The sequence below is a fragment of the Pseudomonas sp. EA_65y_Pfl2_P78 genome (genome assembly GCF_963970495.1).
Lineage (GTDB): Bacteria > Pseudomonadota > Gammaproteobacteria > Pseudomonadales > Pseudomonadaceae > Aquipseudomonas > Aquipseudomonas baetica_A.
Genome location: NZ_CAXAON010000055.1, coordinates 1 through 14,823, shown reverse-complemented (window position 1 = coordinate 14,823; position 14,823 = coordinate 1). Strand labels below are relative to the sequence as shown.

The window sequence follows — 14,823 nt, the reverse complement described above, 5'->3', positions numbered from 1 at the left end:
CCCGCCAGTTGATGGCGCTAATGGGCTGAAAGGCCTTTTTTCGTCTGTTGCCCGCACAAAAACAAACGCCCCGAACAAGTCGGGGCGTTTTGTTGGGCCTTCATCAGTGTGTTTTCACACAGTCTGTTCGGGGTGCTTTTTTTATGCCCATGATTTAGACCTTCCGACACACCATAGACCCAATGTGAGAGCAGGCTTGCTCGCGAGAGCGGTGAGTCATTCAGCATCCACTTTGAATATTAAGCAGCATTCGCGAGCAAGCTCCCCCCACACGGGATTTACCGCGCGACTTGAATCACGAACACAAAAAAGCACCCCGCAGGGTGCTTCATCTCAAACGATCGAACGATTATTGGCCCGACCCATTCTGCGACAGAATCAATTTACCTTCCTTGTCGACCGGAATCTGGTTGCCCGGATCGCGATCCATCCGCACCTTGCCCTCCTTGCCATCCAGCGAATAACGCACGTCGTAACCAACAACCTTGTCACTGATGTCATTCACTGTGTTGCAGCGCGTTTGCGTGGTGGTGTAGGTGTCACGGTTTTGCATACCTTCCTGCACCTTGTTGCCGGCATAACCGCCGCCAACCGCACCTGCCACCGTGGCAATCTTCTTGCCGGTGCCACCCCCCACCTGGTTACCCAGCAAACCGCCCGCTACCGCACCGATAGCGGTGCCGAGGATCTGGTGTTGGTCCTTGACCGGCGCCTGCCGGGTCACGGTTACATCCTTGCAAACTTCACGTGGCGTCTTGATCTGTGTTTTAACCGGCTCAACGGCCAGCACTTGCGCATACTCAGGGCCGCTTTTAACCAGGCTGTAGGTGGCAACAGCACCCCCGGCTGTTACACCGACAGCACCCAATACCGCACCAACCAGTAACGACTTGTTCACATGAACCTCCTGACCATCACATGCGGGTCGGGCCCGCGCTTATCCCAGCCTTGGAGCATAAAAAAAGGCGCGAGTTCAACTCGCGCCTTTTTTGGCTGACAACCGGGAAAACGATGGCCGTTATGGACGGTCGTCGATTTCCTTGTCGGTGTTAGCGGGTGGAATCAGGTCTTCAGTGGTCAGATCCAGCCAGATCAACACCACGTTAGCGATGTAGATCGACGAGTAAGTACCCGCCAGAACACCGATAAACAGGGCAATGGAGAAGCCGAACAGGTTGTCACCACCAAAGAACAGCAGAGCCGAGATCGCCAACAACGTGGAGATCGACGTCGCCATGGTGCGCAGCAAAGTCTGAGTGGTCGAGATGTTGATGTTCTCGATCAACGAAGCCTTGCGCAGCACACGGAAGTTCTCACGAACCCGGTCGAATACCACGATGGTGTCGTTCAGCGAGTAACCAATGATCGCCAGTACCGCCGCCAGCACCGTCAGGTCGAAGGTGACCTGGAAGAACGACAGAATACCGATGGTCACGATCACGTCGTGGATCAGCGAAACAATGGCGCCGACCGCGAACTTCCACTGAAAGCGGAAAGCCAGGTAAAGCAGAATGCCGCCGAGCGCCAGCAGCATGCCGAGGCCGCCCTGGTCGCGCAGCTCTTCACCGACCTGCGGGCCGACGAACTCGACACGCTTGACCGTCGCCGGGTTGTCGCCGCCGACCTTCTGCAGAGCATCGGCTACCTGATGACCCAGTTGCGGGTCTTCGCCAGGCATACGCACCAGCAGATCAGTGGTTGCACCGAAGCTCTGCACGATAGCTTCGTGGTAACCCGACTCCACCAGTTGCTCGCGCACCTTGGTGACATCGGCCGGACGCTCGTAGGTCAGCTCGATGAGCGTACCGCCGGTAAAGTCCAGACCCCAGTTCATGCCCTTGGTGGCGACACTGAACAAGGCCAGCACGGTAAGGAACAATGTGACGCCGAACGCAACGTTGCGAACGCCCATGAAGTTGATTGTACGTAACATGGCAGCCCCTTAAATCCACAACTTCTTGAAGTCACGACCGCCGAAGATCAGGTTGACCATCGCGCGGGTCACCATGATGGCCGTGAACATCGAGGTAAAGATCCCGAGGGACATGGTCACTGCGAAGCCTTTGACCGGGCCTGTGCCCATGGCAAAGAGAATCCCGCCGACCAACAAGGTTGTCAGGTTGGCGTCGAGAATCGCGGTGAATGCCCGGCCGAAGCCTTCGCTGATTGCACGCTGCACGGTCATCCCGGCGGCAATCTCTTCGCGAATCCGCGAGAAGATCAGCACGTTGGCGTCGACCGCCATACCCATGGTCAAGACGATACCGGCGATACCCGGCAGGGTCAGCGTTGCCCCCAGCAGCGACATCAGCGCCAGCAGCAACACCATGTTCACGCCCAGAGCGACAGTGGCGATGATGCCGAAGAAGCGATAGATGGCGATGATGAACAGCGAGACAAACAGCATGCCCCACAGCGATGCATCGATACCTTTGGTGATGTTGTCAGCACCCAGGCTCGGACCGATGGTGCGCTCTTCAGCGAAATACATCGGCGCCGCCAGACCACCGGCACGCAACAGCAGCGCCAGTTCGGACGACTCGCCCTGACCGTTCAGGCCAGTGATGCGGAACTGAGCCCCCAGCGGCGACTGAATGGTCGCCAGGCTGATGATCTTCTTCTCTTCCTTGAAGGTCTGCACCGGTACGTCTTTCTCGACGCCACCAACCACTTGCTTGGTGTAAGTGGTGACCGGACGCTGCTCGATGAAGATCACTGCCATGCTGCGACCGACGTTCGAACGGGTCGCGCGGCTCATCAGTTCGCCACCATGACCATCCAGACGGATGTTCACCTCAGGCGTACCGTGTTCGCCGAAACCGGCCTTGGCGTCAGTGACCTGATCACCGGTGATGATCAGACCACGCTCGATCTGCGCCGGAGGACGATTGCCTTCACGGAACTCGAACGTCTCGGAGGTGGCTTTCGAAGCGCCCGGCTCTGCCGCCAGACGGAACTCAAGGTTGGCCGTTTTGCCGAGGATACGCTTGGCTTCGGCAGTGTCCTGCACGCCCGGCAGCTCAACCACGATACGGTTGGCGCCCTGACGCTGGACGATCGGTTCGGCAACACCCAGCTCATTGACGCGGTTACGTACCGTGGTCAAGTTCTGCTTGATGGAGTATTCGCGGATTTCCGCCAGCTTGGCCGGGGTCATCGCCAGACGCAGCACCGGTTGACCATTGAGGTCGGCCGGAACAATGTCGAAATCGTTGAAGTTCTTGCGGATCAGTGCACGGGCTTGTTCGCGGCTACCTTCATCAGCGAAGCCCAACTGGATGGCACCGCCCAGTTGCGGCAGGCTGCGATAGCGCAGCTTCTCTTTGCGCAGCAGGCTCTTGACGTCGCCTTCGTAGACTTTCAGGCGTGCATCGAGGGCTTTATCCATGTCCACTTCCAGCAGGAAGTGCACACCACCGGACAAGTCCAGACCCAGCTTCATCGGGTGCGCGCCCAGATTGCGCAGCCATTGCGGGGTGGTTTGTGCCAGGTTCAGCGCGACGACATAGTCATCACCCAATGCCTTGCGCACAACGTCTTTGGCCGGCAGCTGATCTTCAGCCTTGCTCAGACGGATCAGGCCGCCCTTGCCGTTTGCCGCCAGAGTGGCCGCCTTGACGTTGATCCCGGACTCGTGAAGCGCGGTGCTTACGCGGTCCAGATCGGCCTGATTGACCTGCAGAGCCGTGCTGGCGCCGCTGATTTGAATAGCCGGGTCATCGGGGTAAAGATTGGGAGCGGAATAAATCAGACCGACCGCCAGCACCGCCAGGATCAGAATGTATTTCCACAGAGGGTATTTGTTCAGCATCACGCCGCCCGTTATGACGCGGGGCGCCTTGCGCGCCCCGTCGATTGAGTAGAAGTTGTTGCTTAGATCGCTTTCAGCGTGCCTTTTGGCAGCGTGGCGGCGATGGCGCCCTTCTGGAACTTCATTTCCACGGTGTCGGAAACTTCCAGAACCACGAAGTCATCGGCCACTTTGGTGATCTTGCCGGCGATGCCGCCGGTGGTCACCACTTCGTCGCCCTTCGCAAGGCTGCTCAGCAGGTTCTTCTGCTCTTTGGCGCGCTTGGCCTGTGGACGCCAGATCATCAGATAGAAGATGACCAGGAAGCCGACCAGGAAAATCCACTCGAAACCGCCGCCCATTGGGCCGGCAGCAGCCGGTGCAGCTGCGTCAGCCATGGCATTAGAGATAAAAAAGCTCATTTAGCACTCCAGTTGCAAATGTTGAATCTTGGGGTCAGAAAACTTAGTCCAAAGGCGGAACGGGGAGCCCGCGTTTGGCGTAGAAGGCATCGACAAAGGCGGCCAATGTACCCTGTTGAATAGCCTCGCGCAAACCAGCCATCAGCACCTGATAATGGCGCAAGTTGTGGATGGTATTGAGCATGCTGCCGAGCATTTCGCCGCATTTGTCCAGGTGATGCAGATAAGCGCGGGAGAAGTTCTGGCAGGTATAGCAATCGCAGGTCGGATCCAGCGGCGATTCATCATGGCGATGGAATGCGTTACGGATCTTCAGCACGCCTGTATCAATGAACAGATGCCCATTGCGGGCATTACGGGTTGGCATCACGCAATCGAACATGTCCACACCGCGGCGCACACCCTCAACCAGATCTTCCGGTTTGCCAACGCCCATAAGGTAACGAGGTTTGTCAGCCGGCATCATGCCCGGCAGATAATCCAGCACCTTGATCATCTCGTGCTTCGGTTCGCCCACCGACAGACCGCCAATGGCGAGGCCATCAAAGCCGATCTTGTCGAGACCTTCCAGCGAACGCATGCGCAGATCCTGGTGCATTCCGCCCTGGACGATCCCGAACAGCGCCGCGGTGTTGTCACCGTGAGCGTTTTTCGAGCGTTGAGCCCAGCGCAGCGACAGCTCCATCGACACGCGCGCGACGTCTTCGTCAGCCGGATACGGTGTACATTCGTCGAAGATCATCACGATGTCGGAGCCCAGGTCACGCTGAACCTGCATCGACTCTTCCGGGCCCATGAACACTTTGGCGCCATCCACGGGAGAGGCGAAGGTCACGCCCTCCTCCTTGATCTTGCGCATCGCGCCAAGGCTGAACACCTGGAAACCGCCGGAGTCGGTCAGGATCGGGCCTTTCCACTGCATGAAATCGTGCAGGTCACCGTGCTCCTTGATCACCTGAGTACCCGGGCGCAGCCACAGGTGGAAGGTGTTGCCCAGGATGATCTCGGCGCCGGTGGCGACGATGTCACGCGGCAACATGCCCTTGACCGTGCCGTAAGTGCCCACCGGCATGAACGCCGGCGTCTCGACGGTGCCACGCGGGAAGGTCAGGCGACCACGACGGGCCTTGCCATCGGTGGCCAGGAGCTCAAAGGACATGCGACATTCGCGACTCATTCTGTTTCCTCTGGGCCTGTTTGTTTAGGGGCAGTAGGTGCGGGGTTACGGGTGATGAACATCGCATCACCGTAGCTGAAAAAGCGGTAACCGTTGTCGACGGCGGCCTTGTAGGCGGCAATGGTTTCGGGATAACCGGCGAAGGCCGAAACCAGCATCAACAGCGTGGATTCCGGCAAATGGAAATTGGTCACCAGGGCATCGACCACATGGAACGGCCGGCCCGGGAAGATAAAGATGTCGGTGTCGCCACTGAACGGCTTGAGCACGCCATCACGCGCCGCACTTTCCAGCGAACGCACGCTGGTGGTGCCGACCGCGATCACCCGACCACCCCGCGCACGGCAAGCGGCGACGGCATCGACCACGTCCTGGCCGACTTCCAGCCACTCGCTGTGCATGTGGTGATCTTCGATCTTCTCCACGCGCACCGGCTGGAACGTACCCGCGCCAACGTGCAACGTGACGAATGCGGTCTCGACGCCCTTGGCGGCAATCGCTTCCATCAGCGGCTGATCGAAATGCAGCCCCGCCGTCGGCGCCGCCACCGCGCCCAGGCGCTCGGCGTACACCGTCTGATAACGCTCGCGATCCGAGCCTTCATCCGGGCGGTCTATATAAGGAGGCAACGGCATGTGCCCGACGCGATCGAGCAGCGGCAGCACATCTTCATCGAAGCCCAACTCGAACAACGCATCATGGCGCGCAAGCATTTCAGCTTCGCCACCGCCATCGATGAAAATCTTCGAACCCGGCTTCGGCGACTTGCTGGAACGTACATGCGCCAGCACGCGATGCGCATCAAGCACCCGCTCGATGAGGATTTCCAGCTTGCCGCCGGAGGCTTTCTGCCCGAACAGCCGCGCCGGAATCACCCGCGTATTGTTGAACACCATCAAATCGCCCGGGCGCAAATGCTCAAGCAAATCAGTGAATTGACGGTGTGCGAGGGCGCCGCTAACCCCATCCAGGGTCAACAGGCGACTACCGCGACGCTCGGCCAAAGGGTGGCGAGCGATCAGCGAATCAGGGAGTTCGAAGGTAAAGTCAGCAACGCGCATGATGGGGTTCGTCTAGCAGGGCCCGAAAGTCTAGCGGAAATATCGAAAATTGACCATGAAACGTGATTGACCAACGGTAATCTCATCTCTATACTTCGCCGCCATTGAGCCCTGATGGCGGAATTGGTAGACGCGGCGGATTCAAAATCCGTTTTCGAAAGGAGTGGGAGTTCGAGTCTCCCTCGGGGCACCACATAGCAGTATCTGAGAGTCTCTACCAGTCTCTCAGACCCAAAGAAACCGGCCACTTGGCCGGTTTTTTTGTGCCTAGCTGTTTACCCCTGTCTCCCCCTATCCGTTGTATCCCTGTATCCCTCCTTGTATCCTGAGAAAATTACCTAACTTTGGGATACAAGGATGAAGCGCGCAGACATCAAGCGCCGCCCTCTCGCTGACACGACACTCGCGGGACTGGAGCCGGAATCAAAGGAATACCGCGAGCTGGACGGAAACGGCCTCTACTTCAGGGTAAAACCTGATGGCGGGAAGTCCTGGCAACTTCGCTACAAACGACCGGCGGGCAACTGGGCATGGATGGGGCTCGGGGGTTACCCTGAAGTAAGTGGAGCGCAGGCACGAGACAAAGCTGCTGATTTACGTAAAGTAGTGAGCAGTGGTGCAGATCCCCTTGAACAGAAGCGCTCTGTTAAGGCTGCGATTGATTTAGCCAAGACACGCACTTTTCGAGCAGCTGCCGATGCTTGGCTCAAGGCTAAGGAGGAGAAGGGGCTAGCGCCCTCCACCCTCAACAAAATACGTACGTATCTCGATAAAGACATTCTTCCCGCACTCGGCGACAAGCCACTGGACGAAATTACTCGTACCGATTGCGCAGAACTTCAAGCATCAATCGAAGCAAGAGACGCTCACAACGTTGCGGAAAAATGCCGCACCTGGATCAATCAGATTTTTGGTCGAGCCATTGGCCTAGGCCTGACTGAGAACGATCCCGGAAGCCGTCTTCGAGACATTGCCGCCCAAGCACCGAAAACTCAGCAGCACCCTCATCTACTGGAGCATGAGCTAGGCGACTTTTTAATCGCTCTCAAGAACACGCCAAGCAGGCTGACGGCTCGAACTGCTGCGTGGCTCTGCCTTTGGACAGCGTCTAGGCCGGGTATGGTTCGCTTAGCCGAATGGAAAGAGTTCGACCTTCACAAAGCTGTTTGGACAACACCTGCCGCGAAAATGAAAATGCGCAGGGATTTCGTATGTCCATTACCTAAGCAAGCGATATCAGCTTTGAAAGAGCTTCACAGCCTCACTGGGCGCAGTCGATGGTTATTCCCCGGAGTTGGCGCGAAGAATCCAACAATTAGTGAAAACACTATCAACAAAGTGTTCGCAACGGTCGGCTACAAAGGGAGGCTTGTGGGTCACGGCACACGCCATACTGCTAGCACACTGCTCAGGGAGCACGGCTGGCCAAAGGAGCACGTCGAAGCTCAACTCGCTCATAAGGAAGAGGGCATTTCAGGAATTTACAATAAAGCTCAATACTTCGAGCATCGGGTAAAGATGATGCAGTGGTACGCGGATTACCTAGATCAGTTGGCAGCAGGAAATGTCATTCACGGACATTTCGGCGAAGCGGTCTGAGCGCACACTCTCAACCCCTTCAAAAAATCCATGTAACGCGTGTAACTCGTGTAACGACATCGACCAAACGCCCGAATTCATTGGGCCTCCCAGTGGTTACACGTTTGAACGGGATCGCGTACACCCAGTGTAACGATGACTAAGCGTGTAACGCCGGATAGCACCACTTCACTGATGGCCACGTATGGCTGGGACTTGAATTTCTCTCGCTGGAAACGACAGAACGCATGGGGCGGGGGGCTGAATTTCGGAAATTGAGACTGCAGAGAGAGAGTCAAAAACTCGGTGATAAAGTACCATTTGTGTAAAAAATTGTGAAAAACGAGTTTTCCTTTTCATTTTTTCCACTGTATAGAAAACCAGTGGGACATGGTGGGACGGCCCGGCAAAAAATGAAAACTTTGTCGCCAACGTGCTGACTTTACTGGCTACTAAACGGAACACTGCTTCTAAGTAGACGAAAAATAAAGCTTTCAAAAATCAATTATTAGTTTACATAGCTGGGGCCTGTAAGAACTACGACAGGTAAACCGCTATGACTATCCACGACGCTGCAACCCCATTTACAACCATCCAGCCTGCTACAGAGCTTCTCACTACTGATCAGGTAGCGAACGCTCTAGGCTTGTCCAGCCGAACGCTCGCTGCATGGCGCAGCTCACGTACTCATTCACTCCCCTACGTCAAAACCGGATCACGGGTGCGCTATCGCCCCGGGGACGTCGCGGCCTGGCTTGAAAGTCGGGTTTGCTCCACCGTTACCCCGGCGGGAGGACAAACCGAGTGACCGCTTCCAGCCCAGTCAAGAAAATTAAAGAGCTCTCTGCATCCGCCACGTCGATAACTGACCGACGTGACAGCGCCAACGCGCCGCAATCACAAGTCAACGCTTCTGATTGGGATCTGTGCCGGTATGACCCCGCTGCCACGTTGATTCGTATCAACCAAGTCATGGCCCTCACAGGCATCGGCCGCGCAACCGTTTACAAACTTATGAACCAGTCCGAAAGCGGATTTCCACAGGCAGTAAAACTCACCAATAGCAACGCACGCGGCGCGCCGGTGGCATGGGTTTTAGCCGAGGTTTTGAATTGGAATCGTGCACGCATCGCGGCCCGTAACGAGGTGGCTGCATGAAATTCAAGATAGCCAGCAAAGCGCTGATGCATCCGTTTTCAGTGTTGCGCCAAATCGGTTTTTCAACCCAAACCATGCAGCGGTTTGAACGCTTTCGCAGCCGAGAAGAAAAAAAGGGGCGTGTAGTCAGCATCCTCAGATGGGCCGACGGCACCTGGTGCATTCTCGCCCTCCACTGCGAAAAATTTGGATTTGTGGTCGTCGATGAAGGCCAGCAGATCGACGCCTACGAAGACGCCAGATGCCTGATCGACGGCGACTTCCTACCCCTACTCTCCCTGCGCTGGGAAGCCAATGCCTGAAATGAGAACGCCTCCGGGGGCGATCCGGAGGCGTTGAGGTCAATCTACATGCCCAAACAATTTATGCCGCACCTGAAAAAACCGCAAGCCACCAGCGCAGTTGCACTTTCGAAGAACGGACGTTACTCTCTGGCCGTCGCTGCAAATTCAGCGACCGGGTTTGGCGACCCGAGATACTTGGCGCACAGGCGCCCCAACCGACAGCAGGCGCTTTTTTTGTGCCCGCCGTTTCGTGTTATGGCAGCTGTGCGTGGGAGACCTTCGGGTCTGCCGGGTTCCAAGTTCCCGGTTCGCCAACCTGCGCACAGCTGCCACCTTAAATCGTTTGGCGACGATCAGTGGCAGCTCCACCCTCAAACTTGGAGCGTCACCTATGCCTGCACTCAATCCGTCCAAAATTCGCGCCGCTGCACACCGTGCAATGGCTCTCGCCGCTTTACACGCCAACTCCAGCCTCGCTACACGCCTCGCCCGTTACAACGCTCACATGGCCAAAGCCCGCGCATTCGAAACCGCAGGCGGTGCCCAATGAACAATGCTTTGAGCTTCGCCCTGCCCGAAGACCTGCTCTGCGTGAATCCGACCGCAGAAGCCGGTGTGCCCATCGACGCCATCACCTGCGCCATTGCTCGCGCCGACTCGGTGCTGACGCTGCTTGAAGAACACTTCGAAAACGACTCCTCGCGCCTCTCTAACCACGTTATCGCGGCCGTCCTCTGGGACGTGCGCGGCACCCTTGGTTTGATTAAAACGTTGACCTTGCACGGCGACTCCACCTCGATGCCTGCTGTGCAGAAAGGCGGTGCGCTATGACCGCTTCCACCACGCTCGGCCACGCCACTTTTACTCGCGTGAACGCCACCGATTTAAAGTTATTTCGAGTCAATGCCGGTGTCCCGGTCGAGGATGCACTGGAGATGGTTTCTCTACTCCAGCATCACGCTAACCAGCTCAACTTCGACGCCGCCATGAGCGACAGCGGTGAGCGTTTCAGTTGGCCTGCCCTGTACCTTGGCGAGATGGCCAAAGCGCTGATCGATGACATCAACGACGCTTTGTTTCTGCTGAGGGCTGACACATGAGCCAGCGCCCGAATATCACCACAAAACGTCCAAGCTTTGCCGACGTGAAAGCCGCTGCGCTGAAAGACATTGATCGTGTCCTGTCGCATTGGCTACCCAACGGCAAGCGTGTAGACGGCGGCAAGGAATACACCGCCCCGAATCCAACCCGCAGCGACAAGCGTGCCGGTTCGCTGAAGATCAATTTGAGCAAGGGCACCTGGGCCGACTTTGCCACCGGAGACAAAGGCGGCGATCTCATCGATCTAGTGCGCTATTTGGACGGCGGCACTGACGTAGAGGCTTGCAACAAGCTGGCCGACTTATTGAACGTTGCGCCCGGTGCTGCCCAGGCGAAAGCTGCACCGAGCAAGCCCAAAACAACGACGTGGAACGCTATTCAGCCGATCCCGACCGAGGCTATGAACAAGTGCCCAGCCAAACATCGCAATCATGGTGTGCCGTCCAAGGTTTGGGTCTATCGCGACGCAAAGGGTCAGCCTCTCATGGCTCTCTACCGCTTCGACCTCGGCCCCGATGAAGACGGCAAGCCGAAGAAGGTCTTCGCGCCACTGACGTGGTGTCAGCGCGCCGGTGGCCAATCCACACAATGGCGCTGGCAGGGTCTGCCAGATCCGCGTCCCTTGCTTCGCCTTGATGAACTGGCCCAGCGCAGTGACGCACCGGTGGTTCTGTGCGAAGGCGAGAAAGCTGCCGATGCCGCCGCCGAACTGCTGCCCAACCACGTGGCCACCTGCTGGCCGAACGGCTCCAATTCTTGGCACAAAGCCGACCTGACAACTCTCAAAGGTCGGGACGTGTTGTTGTGGCCGGACAACGACGACAGCGGCAAAGGCTGCATGGAAATCGTTGCCGAGAGGCTGCGCGAAATCGGCGCTGCCTCGGTCCGACACATCGCACTGGACGTGTTCAAACGCAAGCCGATGAGAAAGAACGAACGTGCCGCTTTTGCCAAAGGTGGGCAGTGGAACGAAGGCGACGATGCTGCCGATGCAATCGCTAAAGGCTGGACTCCCGCCCACTTCGTCGAACTGGAAAGCAGCGGTGAATTGTTCGCTGTGATCGAGGAAAAAGCGGTTGTTGCACACGTTGAACCAGAACCCAAACAGAAGCCTAAAGCAGCGCCCAATCGCCCGACCAAATCGAAAAACGACCTAATGCCGGGAGGCTTTCGCCTGACGTCCGAAGGCGTGTTTTATGCCGGTGACGACGGCGAGGCGCGTCCGGTATGTTCGCCTCTGGCTATCCTCGCCCGGACGCGTGATGACAAGGGTCAGAACTGGGGTCTGCTGGTCGAGTTCGACGATCCAGACGGCACCAAAAAGCGCTGGAACATTCCGGCACGCACAATGACTGGCGACTTCGGCAAGGACGTGCTTGGGCCGCTGGTAGATATGGGCCTGCGCCTCGCCGGTAGCCGCTCGGGACGCAACGCACGCAATGACTTGCAGAGTTATCTCGGCGGATTTGACAGCGCGGAACGGGCACGTCTGGTAACCCGCTTGGGTTGGCACGACAACGCCTTTCTGTTACCCGAGCAGCAGGTTGGCACGCACAGCGAACATCTGCATTTCTATGAAGCCGGTGCACAGCTTCCACCGATCAGCGAATCAGGCACGCTCGAACAATGGCAACAGCAGATCGGCGCATTGTGCGTTGGCAATCGTCGCCTGGCGTTTGTCGTCGGGGTGGCGTTCGCGGGTCCGCTGCTACACATGCTCGGCCATGAGTCGGGCGGCTTCCACCTGTACGGCGACAGCTCCGGCGGCAAGACCACTCACCTGCAAGTTGCCACCTCGATCTATGGCGGACCTCGTCTGGTGCGTTCGTGGCGCTCGACTGACAACGCGCTGGAGTCAATCGCTGCCGCGCATTCCGATGGACTCCTGGTACTGGATGAAATCGGCATGTGCGATCCACGCATCATTGGCGAAACGGTCTACATGCTCGGCAACGGCACCGGGAAGGCTCGCGCCAATGACCGAGGCCAAGCAGGCCGACAGGTACAAGAGTGGCGCCTGCTGTTCCTCTCCACAGGCGAGAAGACCTTGGCCCAGCACATGGCCGAAGCCAACAAGGAACTGAAAGCGGGCATGGAGGTGCGCATGCTCGCCGTTCCGGCCGATGCGAGCAAAGGTCTCGGCATGTTCGACACGCTCAACGGTTTCGAGGATGCGGCAGCGCTCTCCGATGCGCTCAAAGCCCGCGTAGCGAAATACTACGGCACTCCGCTCACTGCATTTTTGACGGCGCTGTGCGAACCCGGCAAACGCCACGGTTGGGCGGCGATCCTGCGCCGCACGCTGGAAAGCTTTATCGCTAAATCGCTTCCTGCATCCGCGAGTGGGCAGGCGCACCGTGCTGCCGCTCGTTTCGGTCTCGCGGCAGCCGCAGGCGAGCTGGCCACCGCGATGGGTATCACCGGCTGGCCGGACGGCACCGCCACCACAGCCGCTCGCGTGTGCCTGAGCGCTTGGCTAAACGAACGTGGCGGCGCCGGTAATTTCGAGGGCGATGCGATATCGGCAAGGCTGCGACAGTTCATCGAGCGCTTCGGCGAAAGCCGCTTCACCCGCTGGGAATCGACTGCAGCCAAGATCGACGAACACGGCCCCCGCACGATCGACCGCCTCGGCTTTCGCAAGACGCTGGAGCACGGCATGGGCGACACCCTGCACACCACAAATACCTACTACGTGCTGACGGAGGCTTGGCGCTCGGAGATCTTCCGGGGCATGAACCTTACCGCAGTAAACAAGGAACTCTTGCAACGCGGTGTGCTGGAGCCGAGCAGCGACGGCAAGGCATCAAGTCTGGTGCGATTGCCCGGCTTAGGCCAACAGCGCTGCTACATCGTGAAGGCAATTCCGGGAACGGATGACAGCGAGGCTCGGGCTGCCTGAGGGCATCTCAGCTGATCGAGGTAACGCCGGCTCAGTCCCGGCCTCGCCAGCCAAATCAATGTAATCCAAACTCATCAAGGACCATGAATATGAAAATGAATGAATTGAAACAGCAACGAGCCGCTCTGGTCGCTGAGCACGAAACCATCGAAAACAATCTCTCCGCACTGGAAGCCGCTTGGCACAACGCGCCAAACAACTACAGCCCTATCGGTAACATGATAGGAAGTCCCGAGAGGCGTGAGGCTATGGATCGACTCTCGTCTGCCAAAGCTCGCTTACGAGCCATTCCATCCGAAATTGAGCGTATCGATAAAAAGATCGCCTACTTAGAACGGATGGACCAGGTTGACGAAATCAAATCACAGTCGATCCAAACCATGTCCGTAGCTGCTGCTGAGGTCGAAGCGCTGGAACGGACACAGTCGCACTTGAAAGAACGTCTTCTGACGATTCAGACGGATGCGGAGCAATCCCTAGAAAAAGCGCAGCAAGCAGAAAGAGACGCTGCAAGCCTGTATGCCAGAAGTCTTGCGAGTGGCGATAGCGAAGGCGAAAAAGCTGCCAACGGCGAAATTCAGAAGGCAGCCAAGCAACTTGCAACCACAGATGAGCATGTCAGAAGGCAAGAACTTATCCTCGTGGCTTTACAGGCGGAACTCGACTCCCTTGAAGCACGTATCGCAGACGCCAAACAGCGTGAAAATGAAGCCAAAAAATCGGCCCTGAGCGCAGTAGGGCTTACGTTAGATGAAGAGTGGAATGCCGCCACGAATCACCTAGTAGCTATTGGTGCACGGATACTTGCCGTGGACTACCAACAAGGGAACTCGGGATACGGTTTCTCCAACCTAGATGTACCTCGATTCGGTCCTTTTCATTCGGATATTCGTCGTGAGGAGCTTGCCGCTGCTGCCCGAAATATCACATTAGAGGAACTGTTGGCAGCTTGAACCCGAAATAGCCCGCCGACGCGGGCTGTTTAGAAACCCTCGGATCAAATAAATCATGATTACTACCATACAAAACAGCGCTAGCTGGACTGACACCCTGAAAGCGCGCAAAAGCTATTTGACGGCGCTGATGAAGGTCGTAGATATCAAAGCCGTAAAAACCTCTAAAGTTCAGGCACTAGCAGCGCTACTGCGCTCCAGCCATAAATACACCTGACGCAGCACAACCGGCCACTCCACCAATGAAGCTACCACCCTCGGTGTATTTGAGTAAGCGTCTGCCCAACTCACGTTGCGTAAGTCAGACAGATACCCACTGATGCGGCAGCAGTTGGTCGATCTCACTCGCCCGTTGCGTCGGCAACCGCGTCAGCACATCTTTGAGATAGGCATACGG

At 57.3% G+C, this 14,823-nt stretch carries 17 protein-coding genes and 1 tRNA gene; 11 read left to right on the top strand and 7 right to left on the bottom strand.

Annotation, left to right across the window (positions count from 1 at the left end):
- Window positions 1-349: 349 nt before the first annotated feature.
- From AACY02_RS25175 to queA, 6 genes are all read right to left on the bottom strand, one after another.
- Window positions 350-898, bottom strand: coding sequence for a glycine zipper 2TM domain-containing protein (locus tag AACY02_RS25175; RefSeq protein WP_221733368.1), 549 nt, complete (start codon window positions 896-898; stop codon window positions 350-352).
- 120 nt (window positions 899-1,018) lie between these two features.
- Window positions 1,019-1,933: a protein translocase subunit SecF gene (secF, locus tag AACY02_RS25170; protein WP_339434248.1), complete on the bottom strand. Its 915-nt coding sequence runs from the start codon at window positions 1,931-1,933 to the stop codon at window positions 1,019-1,021.
- 9 nt (window positions 1,934-1,942) lie between these two features.
- Window positions 1,943-3,811 (bottom strand): protein translocase subunit SecD, encoded by a 1,869-nt coding sequence (gene secD, locus AACY02_RS25165; protein WP_339434247.1) that lies wholly within the window; start codon window positions 3,809-3,811, stop codon window positions 1,943-1,945.
- A 62-nt stretch (window positions 3,812-3,873) separates the two neighbouring features.
- On the bottom strand, window positions 3,874-4,212 hold the full coding sequence (yajC, locus tag AACY02_RS25160; protein WP_003227923.1) for a preprotein translocase subunit YajC: 339 nt from the start codon (window positions 4,210-4,212) through the stop codon (window positions 3,874-3,876).
- A 43-nt stretch (window positions 4,213-4,255) separates the two neighbouring features.
- Window positions 4,256-5,371, bottom strand: a complete 1,116-nt coding sequence (gene tgt, locus AACY02_RS25155; RefSeq protein ID WP_162130185.1) for a tRNA guanosine(34) transglycosylase Tgt — start codon at window positions 5,369-5,371, stop codon at window positions 4,256-4,258.
- A 14-nt stretch (window positions 5,372-5,385) separates the two neighbouring features.
- Window positions 5,386-6,450, bottom strand: coding sequence for a tRNA preQ1(34) S-adenosylmethionine ribosyltransferase-isomerase QueA (gene queA / locus AACY02_RS25150; protein WP_339434246.1), 1,065 nt, complete (start codon window positions 6,448-6,450; stop codon window positions 5,386-5,388).
- A 108-nt stretch (window positions 6,451-6,558) separates the two neighbouring features.
- On the opposite strand from queA, the gene AACY02_RS25145 reads away from it, so the two are divergent.
- The 11 genes from AACY02_RS25145 to AACY02_RS25095 all read left to right on the top strand — a co-directional run bounded on the left by AACY02_RS25145 (window position 6,559) and on the right by AACY02_RS25095 (window position 14,643).
- A tRNA-Leu gene (locus tag AACY02_RS25145) sits at window positions 6,559-6,643 on the top strand.
- 164 nt (window positions 6,644-6,807) lie between these two features.
- Entirely contained in the window at window positions 6,808-8,049 is a 1,242-nt protein-coding gene (locus AACY02_RS25140; protein ID WP_339434245.1) for a tyrosine-type recombinase/integrase, read from the top strand.
- A 535-nt stretch (window positions 8,050-8,584) separates the two neighbouring features.
- Window positions 8,585-8,836 carry a helix-turn-helix domain-containing protein gene (locus AACY02_RS25135; RefSeq protein ID WP_339434244.1) on the top strand — a complete coding sequence of 84 codons (252 nt, stop codon included), beginning with the start codon at window positions 8,585-8,587 and terminating at the stop codon, window positions 8,834-8,836.
- A gap of 116 nt (window positions 8,837-8,952) precedes the next feature.
- Window positions 8,953-9,186, top strand: coding sequence for a helix-turn-helix transcriptional regulator (locus tag AACY02_RS25130; protein WP_228734210.1), 234 nt, complete (start codon window positions 8,953-8,955; stop codon window positions 9,184-9,186).
- Window positions 9,183-9,488: a hypothetical protein gene (locus AACY02_RS25125; protein ID WP_339434243.1), complete on the top strand. Its 306-nt coding sequence runs from the start codon at window positions 9,183-9,185 to the stop codon at window positions 9,486-9,488. The genes AACY02_RS25130 and AACY02_RS25125 overlap by 4 nt, the downstream gene beginning before the upstream one ends.
- Before the next feature lie 373 nt (window positions 9,489-9,861).
- On the top strand, window positions 9,862-10,020 hold the full coding sequence (locus tag AACY02_RS25120) for a hypothetical protein (RefSeq protein ID WP_339434242.1): 159 nt from the start codon (window positions 9,862-9,864) through the stop codon (window positions 10,018-10,020).
- The gene (locus tag AACY02_RS25115; protein ID WP_339434241.1) at window positions 10,017-10,301 is read left to right on the top strand and encodes a hypothetical protein; all 285 of its coding nucleotides are present in this window, start codon (window positions 10,017-10,019) and stop codon (window positions 10,299-10,301) included. The genes AACY02_RS25120 and AACY02_RS25115 overlap by 4 nt, the downstream gene beginning before the upstream one ends.
- Window positions 10,298-10,570 (top strand): DUF3077 domain-containing protein, encoded by a 273-nt coding sequence (locus AACY02_RS25110; RefSeq protein WP_339434240.1) that lies wholly within the window; start codon window positions 10,298-10,300, stop codon window positions 10,568-10,570. Before AACY02_RS25115 ends, AACY02_RS25110 begins: the two co-directional genes overlap by 4 nt.
- Window positions 10,567-13,473: a DUF927 domain-containing protein gene (locus tag AACY02_RS25105; RefSeq protein WP_339434239.1), complete on the top strand. Its 2,907-nt coding sequence runs from the start codon at window positions 10,567-10,569 to the stop codon at window positions 13,471-13,473. Before AACY02_RS25110 ends, AACY02_RS25105 begins: the two co-directional genes overlap by 4 nt.
- Before the next feature lie 89 nt (window positions 13,474-13,562).
- Window positions 13,563-14,426 carry a hypothetical protein gene (locus tag AACY02_RS25100; protein ID WP_339434238.1) on the top strand — a complete coding sequence of 288 codons (864 nt, stop codon included), beginning with the start codon at window positions 13,563-13,565 and terminating at the stop codon, window positions 14,424-14,426.
- A 55-nt stretch (window positions 14,427-14,481) separates the two neighbouring features.
- Window positions 14,482-14,643, top strand: a complete 162-nt coding sequence (locus AACY02_RS25095; RefSeq protein WP_339434237.1) for a hypothetical protein — start codon at window positions 14,482-14,484, stop codon at window positions 14,641-14,643.
- Window positions 14,644-14,727: 84 nt separating this feature from the next.
- Here AACY02_RS25095 and AACY02_RS25090 read toward each other — a convergent pair.
- A partial coding sequence (locus tag AACY02_RS25090) for a transposase domain-containing protein (RefSeq protein WP_221733679.1) occupies window positions 14,728-14,823 on the bottom strand: 96 nt, incomplete at its 5' end.

Excerpts from the sequence above, each read along its gene's own strand:
- AACY02_RS25135 (WP_339434244.1), top strand. The coding sequence starts at position 8,585 with ATGACTATCCACGACGCTGCAACCCCATTTACAACCATCCAGCCTGCT.
- AACY02_RS25115 (WP_339434241.1), top strand. The coding sequence starts at position 10,017 with ATGAACAATGCTTTGAGCTTCGCCCTGCCCGAAGACCTGCTCTGCGTG.
- AACY02_RS25140 (WP_339434245.1), top strand. The coding sequence starts at position 6,808 with ATGAAGCGCGCAGACATCAAGCGCCGCCCTCTCGCTGACACGACACTC.
- AACY02_RS25110 (WP_339434240.1), top strand. The coding sequence starts at position 10,298 with ATGACCGCTTCCACCACGCTCGGCCACGCCACTTTTACTCGCGTGAAC.
- tgt (WP_162130185.1), bottom strand. The coding sequence starts at position 5,371 with ATGTCCTTTGAGCTCCTGGCCACCGATGGCAAGGCCCGTCGTGGTCGC.
- secD (WP_339434247.1), bottom strand. The coding sequence starts at position 3,811 with ATGCTGAACAAATACCCTCTGTGGAAATACATTCTGATCCTGGCGGTG.
- AACY02_RS25105 (WP_339434239.1), top strand. The coding sequence starts at position 10,567 with ATGAGCCAGCGCCCGAATATCACCACAAAACGTCCAAGCTTTGCCGAC.
- AACY02_RS25125 (WP_339434243.1), top strand. The coding sequence starts at position 9,183 with ATGAAATTCAAGATAGCCAGCAAAGCGCTGATGCATCCGTTTTCAGTG.
- AACY02_RS25095 (WP_339434237.1), top strand. The coding sequence starts at position 14,482 with ATGATTACTACCATACAAAACAGCGCTAGCTGGACTGACACCCTGAAA.
- queA (WP_339434246.1), bottom strand. The coding sequence starts at position 6,450 with ATGCGCGTTGCTGACTTTACCTTCGAACTCCCTGATTCGCTGATCGCT.
- secF (WP_339434248.1), bottom strand. The coding sequence starts at position 1,933 with ATGTTACGTACAATCAACTTCATGGGCGTTCGCAACGTTGCGTTCGGC.
- AACY02_RS25100 (WP_339434238.1), top strand. The coding sequence starts at position 13,563 with ATGAAAATGAATGAATTGAAACAGCAACGAGCCGCTCTGGTCGCTGAG.
- yajC (WP_003227923.1), bottom strand. The coding sequence starts at position 4,212 with ATGAGCTTTTTTATCTCTAATGCCATGGCTGACGCAGCTGCACCGGCT.
- AACY02_RS25120 (WP_339434242.1), top strand. The coding sequence starts at position 9,862 with ATGCCTGCACTCAATCCGTCCAAAATTCGCGCCGCTGCACACCGTGCA.